General features: G+C 74.0%; 20 protein-coding genes and 2 pseudogenes. 7 read left to right on the forward strand and 15 right to left on the reverse strand.

Annotated features, from left to right (window positions below):
- Positions 1-13 precede the first annotated feature (13 nt).
- Positions 14-1438: pseudogene (locus AB0M18_RS23270) on the forward strand (penicillin acylase family protein); the annotation flags it as partial.
- Positions 1439-1542: 104 nt separating this feature from the next.
- On the opposite strand, the gene AB0M18_RS23275 reads toward AB0M18_RS23270, so the two are convergent.
- Both AB0M18_RS23275 and AB0M18_RS23280 read right to left on the reverse strand, forming a co-directional pair.
- Positions 1543-3093: an acyl-CoA synthetase gene (locus AB0M18_RS23275; protein WP_365760971.1), complete on the reverse strand. Its 1551-nt coding sequence runs from the start codon at positions 3091-3093 to the stop codon at positions 1543-1545.
- Positions 3090-4199 (reverse strand): nitronate monooxygenase, encoded by a 1110-nt coding sequence (locus AB0M18_RS23280; protein WP_365760973.1) that lies wholly within the window; start codon positions 4197-4199, stop codon positions 3090-3092. Before AB0M18_RS23280 ends, AB0M18_RS23275 begins: the two co-directional genes overlap by 4 nt.
- A gap of 183 nt (positions 4200-4382) precedes the next feature.
- On the opposite strand from AB0M18_RS23280, the gene AB0M18_RS23285 reads away from it, so the two are divergent.
- Positions 4383-6176 carry a serine hydrolase gene (locus AB0M18_RS23285; protein ID WP_365761021.1) on the forward strand — a complete coding sequence of 598 codons (1794 nt, stop codon included), beginning with the start codon at positions 4383-4385 and terminating at the stop codon, positions 6174-6176.
- 18 nt (positions 6177-6194) lie between these two features.
- Here the strand turns inward: AB0M18_RS23285 and AB0M18_RS23290 are convergent, their stop codons facing one another.
- The 9 genes from AB0M18_RS23290 to AB0M18_RS23330 form a co-directional block, all read right to left on the reverse strand.
- Positions 6195-7103, reverse strand: a complete 909-nt coding sequence (locus AB0M18_RS23290; protein ID WP_365760975.1) for a LysR family transcriptional regulator — start codon at positions 7101-7103, stop codon at positions 6195-6197.
- 12 nt (positions 7104-7115) lie between these two features.
- Positions 7116-8315 carry a glycine C-acetyltransferase gene (locus AB0M18_RS23295; protein ID WP_365760977.1) on the reverse strand — a complete coding sequence of 400 codons (1200 nt, stop codon included), beginning with the start codon at positions 8313-8315 and terminating at the stop codon, positions 7116-7118.
- Between the two features lie 158 nt (positions 8316-8473).
- Positions 8474-9505, reverse strand: a complete 1032-nt coding sequence (gene tdh, locus AB0M18_RS23300; RefSeq protein WP_365761023.1) for an L-threonine 3-dehydrogenase — start codon at positions 9503-9505, stop codon at positions 8474-8476.
- 171 nt (positions 9506-9676) lie between these two features.
- The gene (locus AB0M18_RS23305; protein WP_365760979.1) at positions 9677-11263 is read right to left on the reverse strand and encodes an NAD(P)/FAD-dependent oxidoreductase; all 1587 of its coding nucleotides are present in this window, start codon (positions 11261-11263) and stop codon (positions 9677-9679) included.
- Positions 11264-11303: 40 nt separating this feature from the next.
- A complete protein-coding gene (locus tag AB0M18_RS23310) occupies positions 11304-13436 on the reverse strand; it encodes a serine/threonine-protein kinase (RefSeq protein WP_365760981.1) in 2133 nt (710 codons plus the stop codon).
- Positions 13412-14392, reverse strand: a complete 981-nt coding sequence (locus tag AB0M18_RS23315; protein WP_365760983.1) for an oxygenase MpaB family protein — start codon at positions 14390-14392, stop codon at positions 13412-13414. Before AB0M18_RS23315 ends, AB0M18_RS23310 begins: the two co-directional genes overlap by 25 nt.
- Positions 14393-14430: 38 nt before the next feature.
- A complete protein-coding gene (locus AB0M18_RS23320) occupies positions 14431-14886 on the reverse strand; it encodes a hypothetical protein (RefSeq protein ID WP_365760985.1) in 456 nt (151 codons plus the stop codon).
- A 41-nt stretch (positions 14887-14927) separates the two neighbouring features.
- Positions 14928-16202: a hypothetical protein gene (locus tag AB0M18_RS23325; protein WP_365760987.1), complete on the reverse strand. Its 1275-nt coding sequence runs from the start codon at positions 16200-16202 to the stop codon at positions 14928-14930.
- A gap of 283 nt (positions 16203-16485) precedes the next feature.
- Positions 16486-17136, reverse strand: a complete 651-nt coding sequence (locus tag AB0M18_RS23330; protein WP_365760989.1) for a peroxiredoxin-like family protein — start codon at positions 17134-17136, stop codon at positions 16486-16488.
- Between the two features lie 202 nt (positions 17137-17338).
- Between AB0M18_RS23330 and AB0M18_RS23335 the strand changes: the two genes are divergently transcribed.
- The 3 genes from AB0M18_RS23335 (at position 17339) to AB0M18_RS23345 (ending at position 19484) form a co-directional block, all read left to right on the forward strand.
- Positions 17339-17959 carry a TetR/AcrR family transcriptional regulator gene (locus AB0M18_RS23335; protein WP_365760991.1) on the forward strand — a complete coding sequence of 207 codons (621 nt, stop codon included), beginning with the start codon at positions 17339-17341 and terminating at the stop codon, positions 17957-17959.
- 24 nt (positions 17960-17983) lie between these two features.
- Positions 17984-19072, forward strand: coding sequence for an ABC transporter substrate-binding protein (locus AB0M18_RS23340; protein ID WP_365760993.1), 1089 nt, complete (start codon positions 17984-17986; stop codon positions 19070-19072).
- 73 nt (positions 19073-19145) lie between these two features.
- The gene (locus AB0M18_RS23345) at positions 19146-19484 is read left to right on the forward strand and encodes an ADP-ribosylglycohydrolase family protein (RefSeq protein WP_365760995.1); all 339 of its coding nucleotides are present in this window, start codon (positions 19146-19148) and stop codon (positions 19482-19484) included.
- Positions 19485-19544: 60 nt separating this feature from the next.
- Here AB0M18_RS23345 and AB0M18_RS23350 read toward each other — a convergent pair whose 3' ends face one another.
- Positions 19545-20276 (reverse strand): SDR family oxidoreductase, encoded by a 732-nt coding sequence (locus AB0M18_RS23350; protein ID WP_365760997.1) that lies wholly within the window; start codon positions 20274-20276, stop codon positions 19545-19547.
- Positions 20277-20371: 95 nt separating this feature from the next.
- Between AB0M18_RS23350 and AB0M18_RS23355 the strand changes: the two genes are divergently transcribed.
- Entirely contained in the window at positions 20372-21223 is an 852-nt protein-coding gene (locus AB0M18_RS23355; protein WP_365760999.1) for a LysR family transcriptional regulator, read from the forward strand.
- 90 nt (positions 21224-21313) lie between these two features.
- On the opposite strand, the gene AB0M18_RS23360 is transcribed toward AB0M18_RS23355, so the two are convergent.
- Positions 21314-22504, reverse strand: coding sequence for an acyl-CoA dehydrogenase family protein (locus AB0M18_RS23360; RefSeq protein ID WP_365761001.1), 1191 nt, complete (start codon positions 22502-22504; stop codon positions 21314-21316).
- A gap of 139 nt (positions 22505-22643) precedes the next feature.
- Positions 22644-22853 carry a hypothetical protein gene (locus AB0M18_RS23365; protein WP_265864188.1) on the reverse strand — a complete coding sequence of 70 codons (210 nt, stop codon included), beginning with the start codon at positions 22851-22853 and terminating at the stop codon, positions 22644-22646.
- Between the two features lie 215 nt (positions 22854-23068).
- Here AB0M18_RS23365 and AB0M18_RS23370 point away from each other — a divergent pair, with 215 nt between their 5' ends.
- Positions 23069-24001, forward strand: a complete 933-nt coding sequence (locus tag AB0M18_RS23370) for a siderophore-interacting protein (RefSeq protein ID WP_365761003.1) — start codon at positions 23069-23071, stop codon at positions 23999-24001.
- Here the strand turns inward: AB0M18_RS23370 and AB0M18_RS23375 are convergent.
- Positions 23892-25525 (reverse strand): annotated as a pseudogene (locus AB0M18_RS23375) (AfsR family transcriptional regulator); the annotation flags it as partial. The gene AB0M18_RS23370 and the pseudogene AB0M18_RS23375 sit on opposite strands and share 110 nt — an antisense overlap.

The following is a 25525-nucleotide window of genomic DNA, read 5'->3' on the forward strand; positions in this document are numbered from 1 at the left end:
GTCCCGCAGTTCCCGCTTGAGGATCGCGCCCGGCGACCCGACCTCGTACCTGGTGGACGGGAAGCCGGAGCGGATGACCCCGCGCGCGGTGACAGTGGCGGTCAAGGACCGCGCCTCCGTCACCCGTACCCAGTGGTGGACCCGGTACGGGCCCGTCGTCGGCGGCCTCGGCGCGCAGCTGCCGCTGCCGTGGACCGCGACCACGGCGTACGCGCTGAACGACCCCAACGCCGCCAACCTGCGCGGCTCCGACACCGCGCTCGGCTTCGGCAGGGCCCGCTCCACGCAGGACATCGCCGACACCCTGGCGCGCACGCAGGGACTGCCCTGGGTCAACACGATCGCGGCGGACTCGGCGGGGCACTCGCTCTTCACCCAGTCGCAGGTGCTCCCCCGGATCACCGACGAGCTCGCCGCGCGCTGCTCCACCCCGCTCGGCCGGGTCACCTACCCGGCCTCGGGCGTCGCCGTGCTCGACGGCTCGCGGTCGGACTGCGTACTCGGATCCGACCCGGACGCGGTGCAGCCGGGCGTCTTCGGCCCGGCCCGGATGCCGGTCCTGCGGGACACCCCGTACGTGGAGAACTCCAACGACAGCGCGTGGCTGGCCAACGCCGACCGGCCGCTGGCCGGTTACGAGCGGGTCTTCGGCACGGTCGCGACCCCGCGCTCGCTGCGCACCCGGGGCGGGATCGAGGACGTGGCGGCGATGGCGGACCGGGGCGGGCTCACGGTGGCCGACCTCCAGCGCCAGCAGTTCGCCAACCGGGCGCCGGCCGGTGACCTGGCGGCGGCCGACGCGGCGAAGGCCTGCGGGACCGCGCTGCCGGAGGACCCGGAGGTCTGCCGGGTGATCGGGGACTGGGACCGGACGGTGGACACCGACAGCCGGGGCGCGCTGCTCTTCGACCGGTTCTGGCGGAAGTTCACCGGCACGGTGAAGCCGGCCGACCAGTGGAAGGTGCCGTTCTCGGCGGCCGACCCGGTCCGCACCCCGAACACCCTGAACACCGGTCTCCCGGAGTTCGCGAAGGCCCTCGCGGCCGCGGCCGCCGAGCTGCGTGCGGCGGTCATCCCGCTGGACGCGCCGCTGGGCGCCCACCAGTTCGTCGTACGGAACGGGGAGCGGATCCCGGTGAGCGGCGGGACGGAGTCGCTGGGCATCTGGAACAAGGCCGAGCCCGTGTGGAACGCGGCGGGCGGCGGCTACGTGGAGGTCGCGCACGGGACCAGCCATGTGCAGGCGGTGGGCTGGGACGGCGGCCGGTGCCCGGTGGCCCGGACCCTGCTCTCGTACTCCCAGTCCTCGAACCCCGCGTCGCCGCACTACAGCGACCAGACCCGGCTGTTCGCGGGCGAGCGCTGGGTGACCTCCCGGTTCTGCGAGAAGGACGTCCTGCGCTCGCCGGCTCTGAAGGTCGTGACCGTCAGGGACTGAGCGAGCGCGCGGAGTTCAGTGGGCGTGGGGCCCGCGGTGTCACGGCTTCGGCAGGGCGCAGCCGGGAGCGGCCGCCCGCCCGCCGGCCGGCCTGCCCCCGCCCGTCACAGCGGGCGCTCACGGCCCTCCCAGTACGGGTCACGGAGGCGGCGCTTGTACAGCTTGCCGTTGGGGTCGCGGGGCATGGCCGCGACGAAGTCGACCGACTTCGGGCGTTTGAAGCCGGCGAGGCGGTCGGCGCAGTGGGCCAGGATCTCGGCGGCGAGCGCGGGCCCCGGCTCGTGCCCCTCGGCCGCCTCGACGACCGCCTTGACCTCCTCGCCCCAGTCGGTGTGCGGGATGCCGAAGGCGGCGGCGTCCGCGACGGCGGGGTGGGCGAGCAGGGCGGCCTCGATCTCGGCGGGGTAGATGTTGACCCCGCCGGAGATGATCATGTCGATCTTGCGGTCGCGGAGGAAGAGGTAGCCGTCCTCGTCGAGGACGCCGAGGTCGCCGACGGTGAAGAAGTCCCCGATGCGGTTCTTCGCGGTCTTCGCCTCGTCCTTGTGGTACTGGAAGCCGCCGGTGTTCATCTTGAGGTAGACGGTGCCGAGTTCACCCGGCGGCAGCCGTTTCCCGTCGTCGTCGAAGACGGCGAGTTCGCTGATGGGCCAGGCCCTGCCGACCGTCCCGGGCCGCTTGAGCCACTCCTCGGCGGTCGCGAAGGCGCCGCCGCCCTCGCTGGCCGCGTAGTACTCCTCGACGCACGTCCCCCACCAGTCGATCATGGCGCGTTTCACATGCTCGGGACAGGGCGCGGCGCCGTGGACGGCGTGGCGCATGGCGGATACGTCGTACCGGCTCCGTACCTCCTCGGGCAGGGCGAGCAGCCGGTGGAACTGGGTGGGCACCATGTGGGTGTGGGTGCAGCGGTGGGCGTCGATGAGCCGCAGCATCTCCTCGGGGGTCCACTTGTCCATGAGGACCAGCGGGTGCCCGATGTGCAGGGCGGCGGCCGCGAACTGGAGCACGGCCGTGTGGTAGAGCGGCGAGCAGACCAGGTGCACGTTGCCGTCGAACGGCTTGATGCCGAAGATGCCGAGGAAGCCGCCGAGATAGGTCTCCTCGGGGGTCTTGCCGGGCAGCGGGCGGCGGATGCCGCGGGGGCGGCCGGTGGTGCCGGAGGTGTAGTTCATGACCCAGCCGAGGGTGCGGTCGGCGGGCGGGTCGGCGGGCTGTCCGTCGAGGAGTTCGGCGTACGGGCGGAAGCCGGGGACCGCGCCGACGGCGTAGCGGTGACCGGCCGGGAGCCCGGCCTCCTCGGCGGCGGCGACGGCGGCCCCGGCGAAGCGTTCGTGGGCGATGAGGACCTTGGCGCCTGAGTCGGAGACGATCCAGGCGATCTCGGGTCCGACGAGGTGGTGATTGACCGGCACCAGGTACAGACCGGCCTGGCTGGCCGCCAGGTAGGCGGTGAAGAACTCGACGCCGTTGGGCAGGACGACGGCGAAGGCGTCGCCGCGCTCCAGGCCGGCGGCGCGCAGGCCGTGGACGAGTCGGTTGACGGCGGCGTGGAGCCGGCCCGCGGACCACCGCTCCCCGTCCGGAGCGGTGATCACGGTCCGGTAGGGGTCGGCGGCGGCCTGGGCCCAGAAGCCGTTGGGACCCTGGCTCATCCTTCGCTCCTTCCGGCGATGCGGTTGATCCGGTCGACGGCCCGCTCGAAGCCGCGGGTGAGGTCGTCGAAGACCTGCTGGACGCTGCGCTCGGAGTTCATCCGGCCGACGATCTGGCCGACCGGGGTGCCGAGCAGCGGGGCGACCTCGTACTTCTGGATCCGGGAGACCGCCTCGGCGACGAGCAGGCCCTGCAGCGGCATGGGCAGCGGGCCGGGTCCGGCCGGATCGTCCCAGGCGTCGGTCCACTCGGTGCGCAGCTGGCGGGCGGGCTTGCCGGTGAGGGCGCGGGAGCGGACCGTGTCGCCGGAGCCGGCGGCGAGCAGCTTCTCGGTCAGCGCGCGGGAGTGGAGTTCGGCCTCGGTGGTGGTGAGCCAGAGCGAGCCGAGCCAGACGCCCTGGGCGCCGAGGGCGAGGCCGGCGGCGATCTGCTCGCCGCTGCCGATGCCGCCGGCGGCGAGCACGGGCAGCGGGGCGACGGCGTCGACGACGTCGGGGGTGAGGACCATGGAGGCGATCTCGCCGGTGTGGCCGCCGGCCTCGTAGCCCTGGGCGACGACGATGTCGATGCCGGCCTCGGCGTGGTGGCGGGCGTGCCGGGCGCTGCCGGCGAGGGCGGCGACGAGGACGCCGTGCTCGTGGGCGCGGGCGACGACGTCCGGCGGCGGGGAGCCGAGGGCGTTGGCGAGGAGCTTGATGGGGTAGTCGAAGGCGACGTCGAGCTGGCTGCGGGCGACCTGTTCCATCCAGCCGGTGATGCGCCAGCCGGAGGCCTCGCCGGCGGCGAGTTCGGGGACGCCGTGCTTGGCGAGGGTCTCGCGGACGAAGGCGCGGTGTTCCTCGGGGATCATCGCCTCGACGTCGGCCTCGGTCACACCCTCGACCTTCTTCGCGGGCATGACGACGTCGAGGCCGTGGGGCAGCCCGTCGGTGTGCTCCTGCATCCAGTCGAGGTCGCGGGCGAGGTCGTCGGGGGCGGTGTAGCGCACGGCGCCGAGGACGCCGAACCCGCCCGCTCTGGTGATGGCGGCGGCCACCGCGGGGAAGGGCGTGAAACCGAAGATGGCGTGCTCGATCCCCAGGGTGCGACTCAGCTCCGTCTTCATGGGCGGCAGGATGCCGCAGCTCCCGCACCGAGGGAAGGGATTTTCTGATGCAGTGTCAGATTCTTTGCGGTGCCGCCCGCTTCCGGGATCCGGGGCGACTCCGGTAGAAAGTTTCAGATCTTGCCGGTGTGGCCGAAGTTTTCTTTCAGGGAACGGTGAGAGAGGGTGGGCATGACGGACGGCATGACGGACGAGTCGAGCAGGGGAAGCCGGGGTCCGAGCCGCCGCGCGTTCGGCGGCGGAGTCCTCGCCCTGGGAGGTGCGCTGATGATCGGTACGGTGCCGGGGGCGGCGGCCGCCCCGGAGCCGGGTGGCGCGAGCGGCGGGATCGGCGGGACCGTCGGGGCGCGGCGTACGACGTTGTCGCGAGGGTCCGCCGAGCGGGCCGGGCTGCTGCCCGAGCACCTGGACCGGCTGGTCACGGAGGCGGAGGCCTTCCTGCGCCCCTCCCCCACCCACCCGTGGTACGCGGGCGCCGTGCTGCTCGCCGGGCGCGGCGGGACGGTGGCGCTGCACCGCCCGATCGGCTCGGCGGTGCGTTACGCGGCGTACGACGAGAAGACCGACACGGGGGTGGAGCTGCCGGCCGACGAGCAGATCCCGATGCGCGAGGACACCGTCTTCGACCTGGCCTCGGTCTCCAAGCTGTTCACCTCGCTGCTCGCGGTGCAGCAGATCGAGCGCGGGGCGCTGGTCCTGGAGGAGCGGGTCACCGCGTATCTGCCGGAGTTCGGAGGCGGCGGCAAGCAGGACGTCACGGTCCGTCAGCTGCTCACCCACACCTCGGGGTTCAGGGCCTGGATCCCGCTCTACAAGGAGCCGACCCGGGAGGGGCGGCTACGGCTGCTGTGGAACGAGGTGCCGGCGAACCCGCCGGGCACGGTCTATCTGTACTCCGATCTGAATCTGATCACGCTGCAGCTGGTCCTGGAGGAGATCACCGGTCGCACTCTGGACGACCTGCTCCGGACCGAGATCACCGCTCCGCTCGGGATGCGCCGCACGCGTTTCAATCCCCCGCTCTCGTGGCGGCCGCGGATCGCCGCCACGGAGGACGCGCGGCTGCCGTGGTCCGGACTCGACCGGGGCATGGTGTGGGGCGAGGTGCACGACGAGAACGCGTACGGGATGGGCGGGGTGGCCGGGCACGCCGGGGTGTTCTCCACCGCGTGGGACCTCGCCGTGCTCGCCCGCACGCTGCTCAACGGCGGCGCGTACGGCGACGCGCGGATCCTCTCCCCCGCCTCCGTCGAGCTGATGTTCACCGACTTCAACACCGCCTTCCCCGGCGACGAGCACGGGCTCGGCTTCGAGCTCTACCAGCACTGGTACATGGGCGCGATGGCCACCCCGCGCACCGCCGGCCACACCGGTTTCACCGGCACCAGCCTGGTCCTGGACCCGACGACCGACTCCTTCCTGGTCGTCCTCGGCAACTCGGTCCACCCGGTGCGCACCTGGCGCTCCGGCTCCGCGCCCCGGGTCGCCGCCGCCGACGCGCTGGCCCGCGCGGTCCCGGTCCGCCCGGCCCGCGGCCGTACCGCCTGGTTCTCCGGCATGGCGAGCGCCACCACCGCGACCCTCACGCTGCCCGAGGTCCCGGGCGCCGCGCGCTTCGAGTGCGCCGTCTGGTGGGACACCGAACCCGCCGCGGACGCCGCCGTCCTGGAGGCCTCGACCGACGGCGGCACGACCTGGACCCCGGTCCCCTTCACCACCCCCGAGGACCATCCCACCGCCACCCTCACCGGCTGGTCCGGCCGCCGTTGGCACTCCCTGACCGCCGACCTCACCCCCTGGCCCACCCCGCCCCGCCTCCGCTGGCGCTCCACCACCGACCGCCGCTACGTGGGCCGCGGCGTCTACGTGGACGCCCTGCGCCTCCTGGACGCCTCGGGCCGCCCCCTCTTCGACGAGTCCCGCCCGGCGGACCGCTCCCGCGTCGAGGCGGCGGGATGGACGGCGTCGGCGGACTGAGCCGCGCCGTGCCCCTGCCTACAGGGTGGGTTCGGCCGCTTCCCGCAGCGCTTCCAGGACCGGCCGGATCAGCGGGTGGTCCTCGGCTCCGCGGCGGACCGCGGCGAAGACGCGGCGGGTGGGGGCGACGCCGTCGACCGGGCGGACCACCACGCCGGTGAGATCGGTGCCGCGCAGGGCGGAGCGGGGTACCAGGGCCACGCCCGCGGCGGCGCCGGCGAGGGAGACGACGGCGCGGAAGTCGTCGGAGACGTGCTCCAGGCGGGGCGCGAAGCCCGCGTACTCACAGGCGAGGACGGTGACGTCGTGGCACGGGTTGCCGGCGGACTGGCCGATCCAGGGGTCCTTGGCGAGGTCGGCGAGCGCGATCCGCTCGCGGCCGGCGAGGGCGTGGTCGGGCGGCAGGACGGCGTCGAAGGGCTCCGCGTACAGCGGGACGCGGGTGAGGCGGGCGTCGTCCTCGCCGGGGGCGCCCCGGTACTCGACGGCGACCGCCACGTCGACCTGCCGGTCGAGCACCATCAGCAGGCTCTCGTCGCCCTCGGCGTCCTGGACGCGCACCCGGATGCCGGGGGCGGTGCGGGCGAGGGAGCCGATGGCGGGGGCGACGACCAGGCCGATGCCGGTGGCGAAGGCCGCCACCGTGACGGTGCCGGCCTCGCCCGAGCCGTACGCGGCGAGCTCGGCCTCGGCCCGTTCCAGCTGGGCCAGGACGGCGTTGGCGTGACTCAGCAGGATCTCCCCGGCAGGGGTGAGCCGGGCGCCCCTGGCGCTGCGTTCCACCAGCCGGTGGCCGGTCTCCTGCTCCAGGGCGGCGAGCTGCTGGGAGACCGCGGAGGGCGTGAGGTAGAGCGCGGCGGCAGCCGCCGTGACGGTACGGTGGTCGGCCACCGCCCGGAGGATGTGCAGCCGCCGCGCTTCGATCATGCCCCTAGTGTCTCAGCCCTGCAGGGCGGCGCGGGCGTCGACGAACGCGTCCACGGCCCGGTTCACGTCCTCCGTGGAGTGTGCGGCGGACAACTGCACGCGGATACGCGCCGCGCCCTGCGGCACGACCGGGTACGAGAAGCCGATCACGTACACACCGCGCTCCAGGAGCAGCTCGGCCATGCGGCCCGCCTCGGCGGCGTCGCCGATCATGACGGGCGCGATGGCGTGGTCGCCGGGGAGGATGTCGAAGCCCTCCTCGGTCATCCGGCGGCGGAACAGCTCGGTGTTGGCGTTGAGCCGCTCGCGCAGGTCGCCGGCCGACTCCAGGAGGTCGATGACCTTGAGGGAGGCGGCGGCGATCACCGGGGCGAGGGTGTTGGAGAAGAGGTACGGGCGCGAGCGCTGGCGCAGCAGGGCGACGATCTCGGCGCGGGCGGCGACATAGCCGCCGGACGCGCCGCCGAGGGCCTTGCCGAGGGTGCCGGTGATGATGTCGACGCGGTCCATGACGCCGTGCAGCTCGGGGGTGCCACGGCCGCCGGGGCCGACGAAGCCGACGGCGTGCGAGTCGTCGACCATGACCATGGCGTCGTAGCGCTCGGCCAGGTCGCAGATCTCGGCGAGCGGCGCGACGTAGCCGTCCATGGAGAAGACGCCGTCGGTGACGATCAGCTTGCGCCGGGCGCCGCCCTCGTTCGCCTCCTTGAGCTGCTGCTCCAGGTCGGCCATGTCGCGGTTGGCGTAGCGGAAGCGGCGGGCCTTGGAGAGGCGGATGCCGTCGATGATGGAGGCGTGGTTGAGGGCGTCGGAGATGACCGCGTCCTCGGCGCCGAGCAGGGTCTCGAAGACACCGCCGTTGGCGTCGAAGCAGGAGGAGTAGAGGATCGTGTCCTCCTGGCCGAGGAACCGCGACAGGCGCGCCTCCAGCTCCTTGTGGACCTCCTGGGTGCCGCAGATGAAGCGCACGGAGGCCATGCCGTAGCCCCAGCGGTCCAGGGCGGCGTGGGCGGCGGCGATCACGTCGGGGTGGTCGGCGAGGCCCAGGTAGTTGTTGGCGCAGAAGTTCAGCACCTCGCCGGGGCGGCCGCCGGCCGTGACCTCGACGGTCGCGGACTGCGGGGTGCCGATGACGCGCTCGGGCTTGTGGAGGCCGGCCTGCCGGATCTCGTCGAGGGTGGCGCGGATGTCGTCGCGTACGGAGTCGAACATGGGGGTTCCTTCGGGAGTCGGGCGAGCTGCCGGGGCGAGTGAGCCAAAGGGCGCCGCGGGCATCGAAAGGGAGAACGCGCGCAGGTCCCGAGGTACGAGGGACCGAGCACGATCGACCGTCGAGGCACGCTCAGGGCGGCCGGAGGCGAACCGAGCCTCTAAGAAGCGGTCCAGTCGAGGATGATCTTGCCGCCCTTGCCGGAGGCGGCGTCGTCGAAGGCGGCCTCGAAGTCGCGGTAGTCGTAGCGGCCGGTGATCACCGGGGACAGGTCGAGCCCGCCCTCCAGGAGCACCGACATGGCGTACCAGGTCTCGAACATCTCGCGGCCGTAGATGCCCTTGATGGTGATCATCGAGGTGACGATCCGCGCCCAGTCGACGGAGAAGTCCTCGCTGGGCAGGCCGAGCATGGCGATCTTGCCGCCGTGGGTCATGTTGGCGACCATGTCGCGCATCGCGCGCGGGTTGCCGGACATCTCCAGGCCGACGTCGAAGCCCTCCTTGAGGCCGAGGGTGCGCTGGCCGTCGGCGATGCTCTGCTCGGCGACGTTGAGCGCGAGCGAGACACCGGTCTTGCGGGCGAGCGCCAGGCGCTCCTCGCTGACGTCGGTGATGACGACGTGGCGGGCGCCGGCGTGCTTGGCGACGGCGGCGGCCATGATGCCGATCGGGCCGGCGCCGGTGACCAGGACGTCCTCGCCGACCAGCGGGAAGGAGAGGGCGGTGTGCACGGCGTTGCCGAAGGGGTCGAAGATCGCGGCCACGTCGAGGTCGACGGGGACCCGGTGCACCCAGACGTTGGACGCGGGCAGCACGACGTACTCGGCGAAGGCGCCGTCCCGGCCGACGCCCAGGCCGACGGTGGCGCGGCAGAGGTGGCGGCGGCCGGCCAGACAGTTGCGGCACTTGCCGCAGACCAGGTGGCCCTCGCCGCTGACCAGGTCGCCGACGTTGATGTCGGCGACGTCGCGGCCGGTGTCGACGACCTCGCCGACGAACTCGTGACCGAGGGTCAGCGGGGTCGCGATGGTCTTCTGCGCCCAGCCGTCCCAGGAACGGATGTGCAGGTCGGTGCCGCAGATTCCGGTCCGCTTGACCTTGATGAGGACGTCACCGGGACCGTACTCCGGCTCGGGCACGTCCGTGAGCCAGAGTCCCGGCTCCGCCTTCTGCTTGACCAGTGCCTTCAATGTCACGGCTCCCGACGTACGTGTCCTGTGATGTGCCGGGTCCGGGCGCGGCGAAGCGCCCAAGATCCCTGGAAGAAAATCTTCCGTCCGTCGGGAGCCATGGTCCATCGAGGATTTCTTAAGCGCACTCGCAGATCAGCTTCACGCCGCTGGCGGAGGCCGTCGCGGGCGTCAACCCGCCGCCTCTTCGAGTACCGCCATGGCCGCGTTGTGGCCGGGCACTCCGCTCACCCCGCCGCCGCGCACGGCGCCCGCGCCGCACAGCAGGACGTTGGCCCGGTCGGTCTCGACGCCCCAGCGGCCGCCGTCCTCCGCCCCGTACGGGAAGGACAGGTCGCGGTGGAAGATGTGGCCGCCGGGCAGCCGGAGTTCGCGTTCGAGGTCGAGCGGGGTCTTGGCCTCCACGCAGGGCCGGCCGTCGGCGTCGCGCGCCAGGCAGTCGGCGATCGGCTCGTCGAGGCGCGCGTCGAGCTGGTCGAGGGTCGCCTTCAGGAGGGCCTCGCGGGCGCCGTCCGGGTCGGCGGCGAACAGCCGGGCGGGCGCGTGCAGGCCGAACAGGGTGAGGGTCTGGTAGCCGCGCGCGGCGGCCTCGGGGCCGAGGATGCTCGGGTCGGTGAGGCTGTGGCAGTAGATCTCCGAGGGCGGCGCGGTGGGCAGACGCCCGGCGGCGGCCTCGGCGTGGGCGGCGGCCAGCTCCCCGTACCCCTCGGCGATGTGGAAGGTGCCGGAGAACGCCGCGCGCGGGTCGACGGAGCGGTCGCGGAGCCTGGGCAGCCGGGTGAGCACCATGTTGACCTTGAGCTGGGCGCCCTCGGCGGGGGTGGGTTCCGGGTCGCCGAGGAGGGCGGCGAGCGCCTGCGGGGAGGCGTTCACCAGGACGTGGCGGGCGCCGACGACCCCCTCGCCGTCGGCGGTGCGGAAGGTGACCTCGGCGTGCCGGCCGTCGGTCTCGATCCGGATGGCCTCGTGGTCGGTGAGGAGGGTCGCGCCGGCGGTACGGGCCGCGTCCGCGAGCGCGTCGGTGAGCGCGCCCATGCCGCCGACGGGCACGTCCCAGTCGCCGGTGCCGCCGCCGATCACGTGGTAGAGGAAGCAGCGGTTCTGGAGCAGCGAGGGGTCGTGGGCGTCGGCGAAGGTGCCGATGAGTCCGTCGGTGAGGACGACGCCGCGCACCAGGTCGTCGGCGAAGTACTTCTCGACGGCGACGCCGAGGGGCTGCTCGAAGAGCATCTCCCAGCTCTCCGGGTCGTCGACGAGCCTCCGCAGGCCCTCCCGGGTCGGCAGCGGCTCGGTGAGGGTGGGGAAGATCCGGCGGGCGGCGCGGGCGGTGCGCCCGTAGAACGCCTCCCAGGCCTCGAACTCGCGGTCGGAGCCGGTGAGCGCGGCGAAGGAGGCGCGGGTGCGCTCCCGGTCGCCGCCGACGAGGAGGCCGGAGTCGCCGTAGGGGGTGTACGAGGAGACCGAACGCTTCCGTACGGTGAAGCGCAGCCCGAGGTCGCGCACGATCTTCTCGGGCAGCAGCGAGACGAGGTACGAGTAGCGGGACAGGCGTACGTCGACCCCGGCGAAGGGCCGGGTGGAGACGGCCGCGCCGCCGGTGTGGTCGAGTCGTTCCAGGACGAGCACGCTGCGTCCGGCGCGGGCGAGGTAGGCGGCGGCGGCGAGGCCGTTGTGGCCGCCGCCCACGATGACGGCGTCGTACGAGCCCTGCGGTGCCGGCGCGGGCGCAGGTACGGGTGCGGAAGCGGAAGCTGTCATGCCCCTTGCTAACACCTCACCGCCGGTCCCGCCAGAGCCCCTACAACGGGATGTTCTCCTGGCAGTGCGCCTCGTCCGCGCGGGCCGTCAGGGTGGCGGGATGGTCCGGGCCGAGCGTCCGGGTGCGGGCCTCGGTCACCTGGCGGTGCACGGCGAGCGCCTCCTCCCAGCGGCCCAGCCAGCCCAGCGCGATGGCGGTCTCGCGGTGGCTGGCGAGGGTGTCGGCGTGGTCGGCGCCGAGCACCCGGGCGCGGATCCCGGCGACCGCCCGGGCCTCGGCCAGAGCCTCCTCCCAGCGCCCCAGGCGCCCGAGGTTCACGCCCAGGCCGTGCCGGGCGCGCAGGGTCTCGGGATGCTCGGGGCCCTGGGTGCTCGCGCGGGCGGTGAACAGCTCGCGGTAGAGCTCCTCGGCCTCGTCGGCGCGGCCGAGCCGGCCGAGGCAGATCCCGGCCTCGTAGCGGGCGTTGAGGGTGTCGGGGTGCAGCGGGCCGAGCGCCCCGGCCCGGGCCTCGGCGACCTGCCGGTACTCGGCGAGCGCGGCGGACCAGCGGCCGAGCCCGCCGAGGGCGTGCCCCACCTCGTACCGGGTGGCGAGGGTGTCGGGGTGCTCGGGGCCGAGCAGCCGGGCGCGGGCGTCGGCGACCTCGCGGGCCGCCGCGTACGCCTCGGGCACGCGTCCGATCCGGCCGAGGGTGTACGCCAGGTTGTGCCGGCAGCGCAGGGTGTCCGGGTGCTCGGGGCCCATGGTCCGGTCGCGGGCTGCGAGCACCGACTCGTACACCGCGTACGCCTCCGCGTGCCGGCCGAGGCCGCCGAGCACATAGCCGGTCTCCTGGCGGGCGGCGAGGGTGTCGGCGTGGTCGGGGCCGAGCGTGCGGGCGCGGCCCTCGGCGACGGCCTCGAAGCGGCTCAGCGCCTCGGCGGGGCGGTCGAGGCGGGCGAGGGCGAAGCCGAGCTCGTAGCCGCTGGCGAGGGTGTCGGGGTGGTCGGCGCCGAGGACGTGCGCGCGCTCCTGCTCGACGGTGCGCAGCAGGTCGGCGGCCTCCTGCCAGCGGCCGAGCCGGCCCAGGCCGAGGCCGGCGCGGTGCCGTCCGGCGAGCACGGCGACGAGCTCCGGGCTCGCTCCGGCGGTGCGGTCCGCACCGTCGGAGCCGGGGGTACGGGTCCAGGCGACGGTGAGCGCGGCGGCGGCCTCGTGGCCGGGCAGTCCGGCCCGGGCGGGGAGCGCGGACGCGGCGGGGCGGCCGGTGCCGAGGGCGCGGGCCCACGGCGGCAGCGCGGGCGCCGCCGGCGGCGGCAGGGTCCAGGCGCCGCTGGTGCGGCCCGAGGCGAGCCGGTCGCGCAGCTCGGCGGCGTCGGAGGGGCGCCCGTCGGGGGTCTTGGCGAGCAGGTCGAGGACGAGCGTGTCGAGATAGCCGGGGAGTTCGGCGCGGTGGCTGCGCAGCGGCGCGGGCACGGTGTCGCGGTGGCCGATGAGGATGGCCCAGGTGTCGTCCAGGTCGAAGGGCGGCACGCCGGTGGCGATCTCGTAGAGCACGCAGCCCAGCGAGTACAGGTCGCTGCGGTGGTCGACCTCGCCGCCGCCGATCTGCTCCGGGCTCATGTAGTGCGGGGTGCCCATGGCGATGCCGGTGCCGGTGAGGCGGGAGGTGAAGCCGATGTCGGCGCCGAGGCGCGCTATCCCGAAGTCGCAGATCTTGACGGTGCCGCCGTCGCCGAGCCGCACGATGTTGGCGGGCTTGAGGTCGCGGTGCACCACGCCCTGGCGGTGGGTGTAGGCGAGGGCCTCGGCGACCTGTTCGGCGATGTCGACGACCTCGGGCACGGGCAGCGGCTGCTTGCGGTTGTCGCTGAGCAGCTGGCTGAGATTGCGCCCTTCCAGGAGCTCCATGACGAGGAAGAGCACGCCGTCGTGCTCGCCGAAGTCGTGCACGACGGTGATGCCGCGGTGCTGGAGCGCGGCGGCCACCCGGGCCTCGCGGCGGAAGCGCTCGCGCAGCACGGCGAGGTTGGCCGGGTCGCGCTGCTGGCCGAGGGGACGCAGGCACTTCACGGCGACGTGCCGGCCGAGCGATTCGTCGGTGGCACGCCAGACCTCGCCCATGCCGCCGCGGCCGATCACCTCGTGCAGCCGGTACCGGCCCTGGATCAGCCTGGTGTCCGTGTCCGCCATCGCGTGCTGTCGCCCCCGTCGTCCCCGTTGTGATGCCGGTCTGCCCCGTCGTCGTGCCGCCCCTTCCCCGGCCCGTCCAGTATGGCTGGCCCCTCGGACAGTCTGAACGGCGCGGGTCGGGTCTCCGGTCCCAGCCGGTCCATCGCGCGCAGGATGTGCCGGGGCGGCAGCCGCCAGCGGAGCCGGCCGGGGATGCAGCGCAGCAGACCGGCGGTGGCGGTGAGCCGCCGGGTGACGGTCTCGGCGGGCGGCGCGGGCCTGCCGTACAGCTCGTGGGCGTACGGGGGCAGGGAGTCGTACGCGAGAGCGGACACGCGCCGCCAGAACACCTCGCGCGCGGGTACGAGGGCGGGCGGGACCGGCGGCCGGCGCAGGAAGTCGTCCACGGTGCGGGCGTCCTCCCCGGCGGCGAGCCGTGGCCGGATTCCGACGAAGTACGCGTCGAGGGCGGCGGTGCTGCCGGGCACCCGGTCGGGGTCGAGGCCGACGAGCCGGGCGGCGGTGCGCTGTTCGTCGACATAGCGGTCGGCCAGGGCGTCGGTGAGGGGGATGCCGGAGCGGCGGACGACGTGGAGGTACGAGTCGATCTCGGCGCAGTGCACCCAGAGCAGCAGCTCGGGGTCGTCGACGCCGAGCAGCCGGTGGATCTTGCGCACCCGGGCGCCGGCCGCCTCGGCGGCCTCGGCGGTGCCGTAGCTGAGCGTGCCGACGAAGCTCGCGGTGCGCATGAGACGGCCCCAGGCGTCCTTGCGGAAGTCGCTGTTGATCATGACGCCGCGGACGGCGGCGGGGTGCAGCGCCTGGAGGTACAGGGCGCGCACCCCGCCGATCCACATGACGGGGTCGCTGTGGAGCTGCCAGGTGACGGATCCGGGGCCGAAGAGGCCGGGGTCGCCCTCGCCCTCCTGGCCGTGCTCGGGTCCGGGGTCCGCCGTGCCGCCGCCTGGGGTCCGCATGTCTTCAGGCTAGGACCGGTGGTCGCGGACGGGAACGGTCAGTGCCAGACCGTCTGGACGGAGTCGAACTGCACCCAGGTGATCGGGTTGCCGGTGGTGGCGCCGAAGAGGGTCACCGAGCCGGCCGTGTTGATCTCGAAGCGGCAGGCGTTGACGCCCTGGCTGTTGTTGCGGGGCGCGATGGCCCGCACGTACGCGGTGGGGAGGGCGAAGCCGTCGGGGAGCCGGCCGATCCGGGTGTCGGCGGTGAGGTTGCCGGTGATCAGTCCGCGGGCCTGGAGGAACGTGGTGCCGGCGATGGTCACGAGCCGTACCTCGGGGACGGCGGCGGCGTTGGGGGTGATCCCGGGCTCCAGGACCAGCGGGGTCCAGGCCCCGGCGTCGACGGTGCCGGTCTCGGCGGCGGCCGGGGTGGCGGCGGCGAGACCGCCGACGGTGAGGACGGCGGGCAGGGCGAGGGCGGCGCCGAGGACGCTGCGGCGGTTGTGGGACATGGGACTCCTCGAAGAGAAAAGGGGGATGGGCCGGACAGGCCCTAGCGCCAGACGGCCTGGAAGGCGTCGAGCTGGGCCCAGGCGATCGGGGCGGTGGCGCGGGCGCCGTAGAGGCGGACGGCGCGGTCGGCGCCGACCTCGACGCGGGCGGCGGCGGGGCCGCCGGGGGTGTCGCCGGTGGGCACGGTGGCGCGGGCGGTCACGCTGGGGACGAGCGCGTCCGGCAGGGTGCCGAGCACGGTGTCGGCGGTGAAGGGGCCCCGGACTCCGCCGGAGAACTGCAGCGTGGTGGTCCCGCCGAGGCTGATCAGCCGGGCCTGCGGGGCGTGCTGGTCGGCGCCGACCCCGGCGGCGAGCGCGAGCGGCTGCCAGTCGGTGAGGACCTTGACGCCGTCGGTCTCCGGCGCGCCGGACAGCGACATGATGGTGCAGGTGCGCGGGCCGGGGTTCTCGCAGGCGAAGCCGAAGTGCAGGTGCGGGACGCCGTCGCGGACGGAGACGGCCATGCCCTCGGCCTCGCGCCAGGCGAGGCCGGGTCCCGCGGTGATGTGCTGGTGGTCGAGCTGGGCGCCGGTGGCCCACTCGAAGGCGGTGAGGTACGTGTTGCCGGGCAGCGGCACCGCGTCGAGGCTCTGGCCCTTGAGGGTGTAGAGCACGCCGGCGTGGGACGCGTACCCCTGGAAGTCGGTGCCGTCGGCGGGGATCGCCGGGACGAGTGTCTGAAGGGCCTGCCAGTCCCCGGCCGTCGCCGCGGCCAGGTCGTGGCGCGCGAAGGTCGTCACGCCGTCGAGGCTGTAGCGGAGCACGAGTTCGCCGGCGCTGTGGTCGACGGTGGGCGTGATGAACCGGGCGGCGGGCTCCGGGGTGTAGGCCGGGGTGTGGCGGGCGGTGCCGGAGTCGACGACGTCGCCGTCGGCGTACGCGAAGGAGACGACGGCGGTGCCGTATCCCTCGTTCTTACTGTTGGGCGTGGAGGCGGCCTCCGTCCACAGCCAGATCGCCCCGGCACGGTTCTCCACGCCGAGGTTGACGCCGTGGCCGAAGCCGCGCAGGTACATGTGCCCGGCGATCGCGCCGCTCGGGCGCAGGCGGGTGAGGCACAGGTCGCCGTGTGCCTTGCGGGTCGGGTAGTCGACGGCGGCGGCCTCGTCGGCGAGCCGGATGCCGCCGTCCATGACCTGGAGCACGAAGACGTCGCCGGAGACCGGGTCGATGCCGAAGGACTGCATGACGGTGGAGTTGTGGAGCGGGCGGCGGTGGAGCAGCTTGCCCACCGGGCCCGCGATGTCTATCTGTCCTGGGACGGTGACGCTCAAGGGCGCGGCTCCTCAGACGGGGTGGGTGTCATGACGGCGTCATGATCGAACCGCGTCAGTGTGCCGCATCTCCTCCTCGACGGTGAGGACCCGGGTGCGTGGACGTCCGGCGAGTGCGGGCGAGTTGGCGGGTTCCGTCCAGACCTGGGTGGCGAGGAAGGTGCCGCAGCACGGCGGCCTCGGCCCGGGCAGGAGCGAAGCGGTCAGGCGAAGACCGGCGTCCACAGTCGTCGGGCGCTGCTCGCCCGGGCACCGGGGACGTTGGAGAGGCCGTCTCCTTCGGTCACGTGAGGGTGTCGAGCGCGGCGAGGATGTCGGAGGGTTCGGCGCGCAGCGCGTAGTCCGTGTTCACGAAGGCCCAGCGGACGGTGCCGTCGCGGTCGACGACATAGGTCGCGGGCAGCGGCAGGGTGCGCGGGTGGCCGCCGTTGACGCGCTGGAGGTCGAAGCCGAGGCGTTCGTAGACGGCGGCGAGTTCGTCGGAGAGGTCGAAGGCGAGACCGTAGCGCTGGGCGGTGTCCGAGCCGAGGTCGCTGAGGACGTCGAAGGCGAGGTCGTGCTTCTCGGTGAGGGACAGCGACTCGTCGGGAACCTGCGGGGAGACGGCGACCAGGCGCGCGCCCCGTGCGGTGATCTGCTCGTGGTGCTGTTGGAGGGCGCGCAGGGCGAGGTTGCAGTAGGGGCACCAGGCTCCGCGGTAGAAGGTGAGCACGACGGGTCCGCCGGCGAGCAGTCCGTCGAGGGACACGGTGCCGCCGGTCGCGGAGGCGAGCGTGAAGCCCGGGGCCCTGTCGCCGACGGCCAGGGCACGCCCGGCCTGTCCGGAGGCGGCGAGTTCGGCGCCGGCCCGGTCCATGACGGCCAGGATCTCGGCGGGGATGCGCTTCCCGCGCGCCTCGTGGACGGCGCGCAGCTCGGCGTTGAGATGAGACATGACCACAACTCCTCGGATCAGAGGCAGACATGATGTGCCGCCAGTCCCGAACCAGAACTTGGAACGACCGTTTCAAGATAGCGACGCGAGAAGGCCCGCGCCAGGCTCCGACGGGATTCGGGGGGTGCCGCGGCGCTGACGCGCCCACTATCTTGGAACCGCTGTTTCAGGATTTCGGCCGGCAGGAGGGGCGGGCGGACACATGGCGGACGTCAAGCACTTCGATCCGGACGCGGCTCTGGACACCGTCGTGCGGCTCTTCTGGCAGCGGGGCGTGGCCTCCACCGGCGTCCAGGACGTCGTGACCGCCACCGGCGTCAACCGCTCCAGCCTCTACGCCACCTTCGGCGACAAGCAGGCCCTCTACCGCGCCGCCCTCCTCCGCTACACCGAACTCCACTCCCGGCCCGCCTTCCGCCACCTCGCGGAGGACGGGCGGGGCCTGCCCGCGGTCGCCGCGTTCTTCGACGGGCTGATCGCGGCGCGCTGTTCGGGGCCGTACGCCCGCTGGGGCTGTCTGATCGCGAACGCCCATGTCGGCGCGGGCACGGGCGGGAACCCCGAGGACGGCGACCCCGAGGTGCGCACCCTGCTCGACGCACACCACGAGTGGCTGCGCGAGGCCCTGCGCACGGCCCTGCTCGGGGCGGCGGAGCGAGGACAGCTCGCTCCGGGCGTCGATCCCGCGTCCGCCGCCGGTGTCCTCGCCCTCCTGGCGTACGGGGTCAACCTGCGCTCGCGCGCCGGTGCCGACGCCGCCGCCCTCACCGACTCCGTACGAGCCGCCCTGGCGCCGCTCGCCGCGCCGGCCGCCCGTTCCTGACCACTCCCGGGAGACTCCCCGCATATGCGCACGCCACCCTCCGTCCGGATCGGCGCCCTCGCCCCGCTGACCCCGCCCGGCTGGGCCGAGGCGGGCCGTCATCTGCTCGCCGGTCTCGAACTGGCCGTACACGACGCCAACGCGGGCGGCGGCATCGACGGGCGCCCACTGGAACTGGTGGTCCGCGACACCGCCGCCGATCCGGCGAGGGCCACGGCGGCCGTGGACGAACTGGCCGGCCTGGGCGTGGCCGCGCTGGCCGGCGAGTACCACAGCGTCGTGGCGCGCGCGGCCGCCGCCCGGGCCGACACCCTCGGTCTGCCGTTTCTCTGCTCGTCGGCGGTGCTCGACGCGCTCACCGACCACCCCACGGACCGGGTCGCCCGCATCGCCCCCGCACAGTCCCGCGGCTGGCGGGGTTACGCGGACTTTCTGCTCGGCCTCCTCGGCCCGGGCCCGCGCCGTATCGCCGTAGCGGCCGACCCCAGCGTCTACTGGGAGTCCGGCATCCGCATCCTGCGCGAGCACCTCGCCCCGTACGACGGCGAGGTCGTCGTCCTCGACGCGCGCGCCCTCGGCCCCGAGGGTGTGTGCGACGCGCTCGTCGCCCACGGCGCTTCGGCCCTCCTGCTCCTCGTCGGCCACCCGGAGCCCGCGGTGCCCCTGGTCCGCGCCGTCCGCGGCGACGAACGGCTCGCCGGACTCCTGCTCGGCGCCCCGGCCGGGCAGCCCGAACTCCCCTCCTGGGCCGCACTGCTGGGCGCGGACGGTGCCGGGATCCCCTTCCTCCGCTATCTGTCCGAGCGCCTCACGCCACTCGGCGCACGCGTGGAGAAGGCCCTGCGCGAGCAACTCGCCGAGGAGCCCTCCTTCGTCGCCTACGAGGGGTACGACACGGGCGTCGTCCTCGCCGATCTGCTGCGCGGCCACGGCCCGGACCGGACCCGCCTCGCCCCGGCCTGGGGGAAGGTCGCCGTGGAGGGCACCCGGGGCCCGATCAGTTTCTCCCGCGCGCCCGGCATCGACGTCTGGCAGTGGACCTGGCCGCCGATCCAGGTCGTCGACCGCGACCCGGTGGAACCGGGCCGCTTCCGGGTCCGCCACACGGTCTGAGCACGGCCCGGAGGGTGTCGGCCGCGCCGAAATCCCCGCGCCCCGGGCACCGTCGCCCTGTGATACTCGCCCGATGATCACCCTGCCCGCCGCCGGGCTCGACTCGCTGTCCGGGCTCGCCTTCGGCGATGCCTTCGGTGACCGCTGGTTCGGCATCCTGCGCCGCGAGGGTCCTGCCGCCCTGGAGGCTCGGACCCCGCCCCCGGATCCGCTGTGGCACTGGAGCGACGACACCGCCCAGGCGCTGGTGCTCGTCCGTGAACTCGCCGAGGGCGGCGGCACCGTCGACCAGGACCGACTCGCCCGGCGGCTCGCCGAGGCCTACGCCGACGACACCCACCGCGGCTACGGGGCCTCGATGCACGACGTGCTGCGCCGGATCGGCGCGGGCGAGCCCCGACGCGGTCGATGAGCCTGGTGGAGACGCGCGGGCGAGGCCGCCCCATCCGGCGGGCGAAGACCGCCGTGCTCGTCACCAGGGCACCACGCCGGCGTCCTCGAAGAACTTACCGGTCGGGCCGTCGTCGGGCAGGGTGGCGAGTCGGATGGCGATCGCCGCGCCCTGTTCCGGGGTGCGCACGCCACGGAAGCCGTTGAGGTCGGTCGCGACGTAGCCGGGGCAGCCGGCGTTGATCAGGATGTTCGTGCCGCTCAGCTCCCGGGCGTACTGGAGGGTGACGGCGTTCAGGAACGTCTTCGACGGCGCGTACGCCACGGCCACCGGACCCGCCGTCCGCTCAGGAGCGGTTCCTGACTGCCGGGTGAGGGAGCCGACGCTGCTGGACATGTTCACGATCCGCGGTGAAGCAGAGCGGCGCAGCAGCGGCATCATCGCGTTGGTGACGCGGATGACGCCGATCACGTTGGTCTCCACGACCGTCCGGATGGTGGCGGGATCGACCCCGGTGGGCTCCTGCGGCATGCCGCCGGCGATGCCGGCATTGTTGACGAGCACGTCGAGGCCCGCGGCCTGTTCCTCGATCAGCCGAGCGGCGGCGGTGACGCTCGCGTCGTCGGTCACGTCCAGTGGTACGCCGAACGCGTCGACGCCGGCCGCGCGCAGTCTCTCCACCGCGGCCTCACGGCGCCGATCGTCGCGGGCGCCGACACCGACGCTCCAGCCGAGGGCGCCCAGGCCCGCGGCGATCTCGTAGCCGATTCCCTTGTTCGCCCCGGTGACCAGCGCGATCGTTCGTTCAGTCATGGGGGCCATGCTGCCCGCGGACTCCAACGGGGGTCCAAGACCGATCGGGTGGGCGACGATACCGTCCAGGTATTGATCCGGGATAGCCTGGCGGCATGGAGACCCGGGAACTGCGGTACTTCGTCGCCGTCGCCGAGGAGCTGCACTTCGGGCGCGCCGCGCAGCGGCTCGGGATCGCGCAGCCGCCCTTGTCACGGGCGATCCAGCAGCTCGAACGCCGGCTCGGGGCGACGCTCCTGGACCGGACCAGCCGCACCGTCACGCTGACCGAGGCCGGTTCGGTACTGCTGACCGAGGGCCGGGCCGCCCTGGACGCGGTCGACGCCGCCGAGCGCCGGACCCGCCGCGCCGCCCTCTCCGCGACCGGGCGTCTCGGTCTGGTCCTGGTGACCAAGGCCAGCGCGTCCCGCGAACTGCTGGCGAACCTGCTCGACGCGTACGCCGCCGAACCCGGCGCGGTCGCCGTCGACGTCATCCTGTGCGGCCCGGCCGAACAGGAACGGCTTCTGCGTGAGGGCCGGGCCGACGTGGCGCTGCTGCACCGGCCGTTCGACTCGACGGCCGGGTTCGACACCGAGGAGCTCGGCACGGAGGGCCAGGTCGCGATCCTGCCGGCCGGGCATCCGCTCACTGTCCGGTCCCATGTGCACATGGCCGACATCACCGGGCTACCCGGCCTTCCTCTGCCCCGTTGGCCCGGCCCGGACGGCACCTACCCGCCCGGCCCCGGCCCGCAGGTCCGGGACCACGCCCAGTTGTTGCAGCTCGTCGCGCTCGGCCGGGCCTGCGCGGTCTCACCGGAGTCGTGCCGAGCCCAACTGCCCGGTGACCTCGCCGCCGTGCCCGTACTGGACGCGCCGAACGTCACCACCGTGATCGCCTGGCCACCGCACAGCCGGTCCAGAGCCGTCGCCGATCTCGTCCGCACCGCGACACGTCTCCACTAGTTCCGACCTGCCCGGCTCATCGACGAGCTTGGTGAGCGGTGCCGGCCAAGGGCTGTTCCGTGAATCGTCTCCGAGTCGTTTCGGGCAGGGTCAGCGGCGGACGCGGGGCATGCCCAGGCCGATCCAGGAGATGATCTCGCGCTGGATCTCGTTGTTGCCGCCGCCGAAGGTGAAGATGACGGCGGAGCGGTAGCCGCGTTCGAGTTCGCCGTGGAGCACCGCGCCGGCCGAGCCCTCCTTCAGCGCGCCGGCCGCGCCGGTGACCTCCATGAGCGCGGCGTAGGCGTCGCGGCGGGCCTCGGAGCCGTAGACCTTGACCGCGGAGGCGTCCTGCGGGGTGAGGGTGCCCTTCTGGACGGCGTTCACCATCTGCCAGTTGAGGAGTTTCATCGCGTCGAGGCGGGCGTGGGTGCGGGCCAGGGTGCGGCGGACCCAGCCGAGGTCGAGGACCCGGCGCCCGTCGGCCAGCTTGGTGTCGGCGGCCCAGCGCTGCACGTCATGGAGGGCGCGGATGGCCATGGTGCCGTGGGCGGCGAGGGTGACGCGTTCGTGGTTGAGCTGGTTGGTGATCAGCCGCCAGCCCTTGTTCTCCTCGCCGACCCGGCGCGAACAGGGGACGCGGACGTTCTCGTAGTAGCTCGCGGTGGTGTCGTGGGAGGCGAGGGTGTTGATGAGGGTGCAGGAGTAGCCGGGGTCGTCGGTCGGCACGAGGAGCATGGTGATGCCCTTGTGCGGCGGCGCGGCGGGGTCGGTGCGGACGGCGAGCCAGACCCAGTCGGCGGTGTCGCCGTTGGTGGTCCAGATCTTCTGCCCGTCGACCGTGTAGTGGCCGGTGGTCTCGTCTCCCTCGCGGACGGCCCTGGTCTTGAGCGCCGCGAGGTCGGTACCGGCGTCGGGCTCGCTGTAGCCGATCGCGAAGTCGATCTCGCCGGAGAGGATCCTCGGCAGGAAGTACGCCTTCTGCTCGTCGGTGCCGAACTGCATGATCGTCGGCCCGACGGTGTTCAGGGCCATCAGTGGCAGCGGCACGCCGGCCTGGGCGGCCTCGTCGAAGAAGATGAACTGTTCCATCGGGGTCAGGCCGCGCCCGCCGTACTCGGTGGGCCAGCCGACCCCGAGCCAGCCGTCGGTGCCGAGCCGGCGCACGGTCTCGCGGTAGAAGCGTTTCTGGGAGGCGGGGTCGGCGTACCTGGCGTGCACGTCCTCGGGGACCAGCTCGGCGAAGTACGCTCGCAGCTCGGCGCGCAGGCGGTGCTGGGCGGGCGTGTACTCGAGGTGCATGGCGTCTCCCGTGGCAGGTGGCTCCGCGCGGTGGTGCGCCACGGTAGAACGTGTTCCATAAATGCGGAAGGCCCGTGCGGGGGCCGATCCCGGACGGGCCGTTCCGCCGCCCCCGGGAAGCGGGGGGGGAGAGCGTCTCTCAGGGGAGCAGCTCGTCCATGCAAGCCTGCCCCTTCTCCGCCATGCGCCGCTCGGCCCAGGCGATGTTCTTCGGATTCACGTCACGGCCGGACGCGAGGACGACGTCCTCGGCCGTGTACTCGCCCTCGGACCCTGCGTGGAGCAGCCGGTCGGGCGTCGGGCGGTCCCCCCCGACCCCCCGGGACGTCTTGTCGGTGTCACCGTTCATGCCGCGAGCCTCCTCTTCTGCAGTGTTCTGCAGGCACTCGCCATTCTCGTGTCCCGGTCGCGGACCCGCATCCGGGCCCGGGCCGCCCCCCCGTCGGGGCCGCGCGGGAACCGGGCGTGTCGGTCGCGTGTCGGAGGCGTGTCGGTCGCGGCGGGGAGGGTGGGGGGCACGGGGGCGCGAGCACGCGACCCCACGAGCACGGAAGCGGAGTCTCCATGTCGACACAGCCCTCCGGTACGGCCTTTCCCCTGCGCCGGGTGCGGGTGACGGGCATCCGTACGGTCACCCCGCGGATGGTACGGGTCACCCTGGGCGACCCTTCGCCGGCCGGCGCGCCGCTCGACCGGCCCGACGCGCAGGTGAAGCTGTACTTCCCGCGCCCGGGGCAGGCCGAGCCGGAGCTGCCGGCGCCGGACCCCGGTGGGGACGTGATGCGCTGGTACGGGGCCTTCGCGGCGATTCCGGAGGAGCGGCGGCCGTGGATGCGGAGCTATACGGTCCGGGCGCACGACGCGGCGGCCGGGACCGTCGACATCGACTTCCACCTCCACGGAGGCGGGGGCGGCGCGGCGGGGGCGGAGGGCACGGAGGGGCCGGCGACGCGGTGGGCGCGGGGTGCGCGGGTCGGGGACGTGCTGGGGATGTTCGGGCCGTCGGACCTGTTCGCCGCGCCCGTCGACCCCGGGGCCGGCGACTGGGCGCTGCTCGTCGCCGACGCGTGCGCCCTGCCCGCCCTGGCCACGGTCGTCCGGGCCCTGCCGCCCGGGCACCGGGCCGTCGCCTTCGTCCAGGTCGCCGGGCCGGAGGAGCAGCAGCCGCTGCCGACGGCCGGGGACCTGACCGTGCACTGGCTGTACGGGGAGCGGCCCGGGCTCGCGGTGTCGGCGGTACGGGCGGAGGCCGGCCTTCCGGAGGGCGCGCCGTACGCGTGGCTGGCCGGGGAGGCCGGGGCCGTACGGGAGCTGCGGCGGCATCTGGTCGAGGAGCGCGGGGCGGACCGGCGGGCGATCGACTTCGCCGGGTACTGGCGCCGCCGTCTCACCCAGGACGACGCGCCGACTCCGGAGGACCTGGCGGAGGCCCGGGAACGTCTCGCGCTGCACGCCGAGCGGGTTCCCGGACCCGCTGTGCCGCCTCCCGCACCGTGAGCGTCGCGCCCTGCGCATACCGGGCGGCGAAGACCTCCGCCGCGAGGGCGGCGCGCAGGGCGCGCTCGGCGTGGGCGCGCACCGAGGCCTCGGTGGTGGCGGTCAGCGGGCGGAGGCCGGCGCCGCCGGGCGTGCCGCGGTGGGTGTCGTACGCGCCGAGCAGCCGCGCGCCCTCCTCGGCGGCCCCGCATCCGGCGAGGGCCCAGGCGGCGGTGGCGAACTGGGTGACGACCAGGTAGGGCGCCACGAGGTACGCCAGCGCCTCCATCTCCCGTACCGCGCCCGCGAGTCGGGCCTCGGCATCCGCGTACCGTCCGTCGACGCAGTCGAGCCAGCCGCCGAGGCCGTCCAGCATGCCCTGGAAGAGGCCGGGGGTGATGTCGTTGAACTCCCGCTGTATGTGGTCGAGTTGCTCGCGGGCCGGGCCGGTGCGGCCGGTGTTGCCGTAGTGCTGGGCGAGCAGCAGGCGGGCGGTGCTGACCGCCTCGACGCCCGACTCGCCGGACTCCGCGGCCGCTTCGACGAGCATCCGCTCGGCGACCTCCCGCGCCGCCGGGTCCTCCGCCACCTCGGGGGTGCGCAGCCGTACGGCGGCGAGAAGCGCCCTGAACACGGGGATCTGCGAGCGGGCGCCGAGGCGGGCGACCGCGTCGACGGCCCGCGCGAAGTCCTCGGCGGCCTCGGCGGTCCGTCCGGCCCGCTCATAGGTCTCGCCGCGCGCGGCCAGCGACTCGGCGATCCCCCACGAGTCCCCGGCCTCTTCGAACCGGGCCAACGCCTCCTCCGCGTCCCGTTCCTGACCGCCCAACAGCTTGGCGCGCAGGAGCAGGGCGTAGGCCAGGTCCCAGCCGTCGCCGTGGGCCCGGGCGGCGGCGACCAGCGCGGCCAGTGTCTCGTCGAGACCTGCGTACCGCCCCGTCATCAGCTGCGCGAAGAACCACATCGTCCCGGGATGCCGGGACACCTGCGGCAGCCCGGGCCGGTACGCGGCGATCACCGCGTCGAGGCGCGCCCGGGTCTCCGGCCGCTCCAGCGCGGTGGCCCCGGAACCGCCCTCCGTGGCGAGGGCGAGCAGTCGCCCTCCGCGCCGCGCCTCCCGCAACCGCTCCCCCGCCCACGGCGGCGGCACGTCCCCGCACCGCCCCTCGAACACCTCCGCGGCCCGCACGGGCGCCGCGAACGGATCGGGCCCGAGCCCGACGGCCGCCCGTGTCCAGCTCCGCGCGTCGTGATGGTGGTTCCGCAACTGCCAGAACCAGCTCATCGCGTGCACGACGCACAACACCTCCTGCTCCGCGCCGACCCGCACGGCCGTGCGCAGCGCCCCCCGGATGTTGTCGTGCTCCACCTCCAACCGCGCCAGCGCGAACGCCTGCCGGGGCCCGCGGAGTTCGGGGTCGGTGAGCCGGGCGAGCTCCCGGTAGTGCATGAGGTGCCGCCGCTCGGTCGCACCCCGGTCCCCGGCCTCGTCGAGCCGCTCACCGGCGTACTCGGCGACGGTCTCCAGAAGCCGGTAGCGCATCC

The organism is Streptomyces sp. NPDC051909 (genome assembly GCF_040681095.1).
Lineage (GTDB): Bacteria > Actinomycetota > Actinomycetes > Streptomycetales > Streptomycetaceae > Streptomyces.

What these genes read in the sequence shown, in the direction of transcription:
- AB0M18_RS23275 (WP_365760971.1), bottom strand. Translation starts at nt 3,093, where the DNA reads ATGAGCCAGGGTCCCAACGGCTTCTGGGCCCAGGCCGCCGCCGACCCC.
- AB0M18_RS23280 (WP_365760973.1), bottom strand. Translation starts at nt 4,199, where the DNA reads ATGAAGACGGAGCTGAGTCGCACCCTGGGGATCGAGCACGCCATCTTC.
- AB0M18_RS23285 (WP_365761021.1), top strand. Translation starts at nt 4,383, where the DNA reads ATGACGGACGAGTCGAGCAGGGGAAGCCGGGGTCCGAGCCGCCGCGCG.
- AB0M18_RS23290 (WP_365760975.1), bottom strand. Translation starts at nt 7,103, where the DNA reads ATGATCGAAGCGCGGCGGCTGCACATCCTCCGGGCGGTGGCCGACCAC.
- AB0M18_RS23295 (WP_365760977.1), bottom strand. Translation starts at nt 8,315, where the DNA reads ATGTTCGACTCCGTACGCGACGACATCCGCGCCACCCTCGACGAGATC.
- AB0M18_RS23305 (WP_365760979.1), bottom strand. Translation starts at nt 11,263, where the DNA reads ATGACAGCTTCCGCTTCCGCACCCGTACCTGCGCCCGCGCCGGCACCG.
- AB0M18_RS23310 (WP_365760981.1), bottom strand. Translation starts at nt 13,436, where the DNA reads ATGGCGGACACGGACACCAGGCTGATCCAGGGCCGGTACCGGCTGCAC.
- AB0M18_RS23315 (WP_365760983.1), bottom strand. Translation starts at nt 14,392, where the DNA reads ATGCGGACCCCAGGCGGCGGCACGGCGGACCCCGGACCCGAGCACGGC.
- AB0M18_RS23320 (WP_365760985.1), bottom strand. Translation starts at nt 14,886, where the DNA reads ATGTCCCACAACCGCCGCAGCGTCCTCGGCGCCGCCCTCGCCCTGCCC.
- AB0M18_RS23330 (WP_365760989.1), bottom strand. Translation starts at nt 17,136, where the DNA reads ATGTCTCATCTCAACGCCGAGCTGCGCGCCGTCCACGAGGCGCGCGGG.
- AB0M18_RS23335 (WP_365760991.1), top strand. Translation starts at nt 17,339, where the DNA reads ATGGCGGACGTCAAGCACTTCGATCCGGACGCGGCTCTGGACACCGTC.
- AB0M18_RS23340 (WP_365760993.1), top strand. Translation starts at nt 17,984, where the DNA reads ATGCGCACGCCACCCTCCGTCCGGATCGGCGCCCTCGCCCCGCTGACC.
- AB0M18_RS23345 (WP_365760995.1), top strand. Translation starts at nt 19,146, where the DNA reads ATGATCACCCTGCCCGCCGCCGGGCTCGACTCGCTGTCCGGGCTCGCC.
- AB0M18_RS23350 (WP_365760997.1), bottom strand. Translation starts at nt 20,276, where the DNA reads ATGACTGAACGAACGATCGCGCTGGTCACCGGGGCGAACAAGGGAATC.
- AB0M18_RS23355 (WP_365760999.1), top strand. Translation starts at nt 20,372, where the DNA reads ATGGAGACCCGGGAACTGCGGTACTTCGTCGCCGTCGCCGAGGAGCTG.
- AB0M18_RS23360 (WP_365761001.1), bottom strand. Translation starts at nt 22,504, where the DNA reads ATGCACCTCGAGTACACGCCCGCCCAGCACCGCCTGCGCGCCGAGCTG.
- AB0M18_RS23365 (WP_265864188.1), bottom strand. Translation starts at nt 22,853, where the DNA reads ATGAACGGTGACACCGACAAGACGTCCCGGGGGGTCGGGGGGGACCGC.
- AB0M18_RS23370 (WP_365761003.1), top strand. Translation starts at nt 23,069, where the DNA reads ATGTCGACACAGCCCTCCGGTACGGCCTTTCCCCTGCGCCGGGTGCGG.